This is a genomic window from Vibrio sp. 10N.222.48.A3, assembly GCF_041475345.1.
In the GTDB taxonomy this organism is placed as follows: Bacteria; Pseudomonadota; Gammaproteobacteria; order Enterobacterales; family Vibrionaceae; genus Vibrio; species Vibrio tasmaniensis_A.
Window position 1 is genome coordinate 1 of the sequence record NZ_JBFRVX010001525.1, and the last position, 500, is coordinate 500.

The window sequence follows — 500 nt, forward strand, 5'->3', positions numbered from 1 at the left end:
GGCGATATTAGTGATGAAGTGAGCTTCACCTTCCCCGAGCCTGCAATTCGCAAAGCTAAGCCTAGCGAAGCAACAATCCAATACAAGGTTTCGTTAGAACAGTTAAGTGCAGTAAAAAAATCACTAGGGGTTACTACCAATTATGAAGTCGGAGAAGAGACTTTTAAATATTATGTACAGTATGAGTGTGATTAATGAGTAACAGTGGGAAACTGATTAATTATGGCGTGAGGCCTGCTAAAAACATCGAAAGAAAGATGATGAGAGATATGTTTTTACGCTTGTTTCCTTTTTGCCCTCTGCCTGACTATCAATATGTTGGTTTGGGTGCCAAATACTTCGTGGATTTTTTCTTATTCCATAAATCATTGCACATTGACAAAATGATTAGTATCGAAGGGGACACCAATAATCGGAAAAGGTATCATTTTAATAAGCCGTTTGATTGCATTGATATTAAATTCGGGCATTCAAATGCAGTTCTTCCAAAAATTAATTTG

2 protein-coding genes are annotated in these 500 nt (G+C 37.0%); both read left to right on the forward strand.

The annotated features are described in order from the left end of the window. The coding region (locus tag AB4653_RS27530) for a hypothetical protein (RefSeq protein WP_372105829.1) at positions 1 to 195 on the forward strand (195 nt) is incomplete at its 5' end. Next, the coding region (locus AB4653_RS27535) for an O-methyltransferase (RefSeq protein ID WP_372105830.1) at positions 195 to 500 on the forward strand (306 nt) is incomplete at its 3' end. The genes AB4653_RS27530 and AB4653_RS27535, both read left to right, overlap by 1 nt.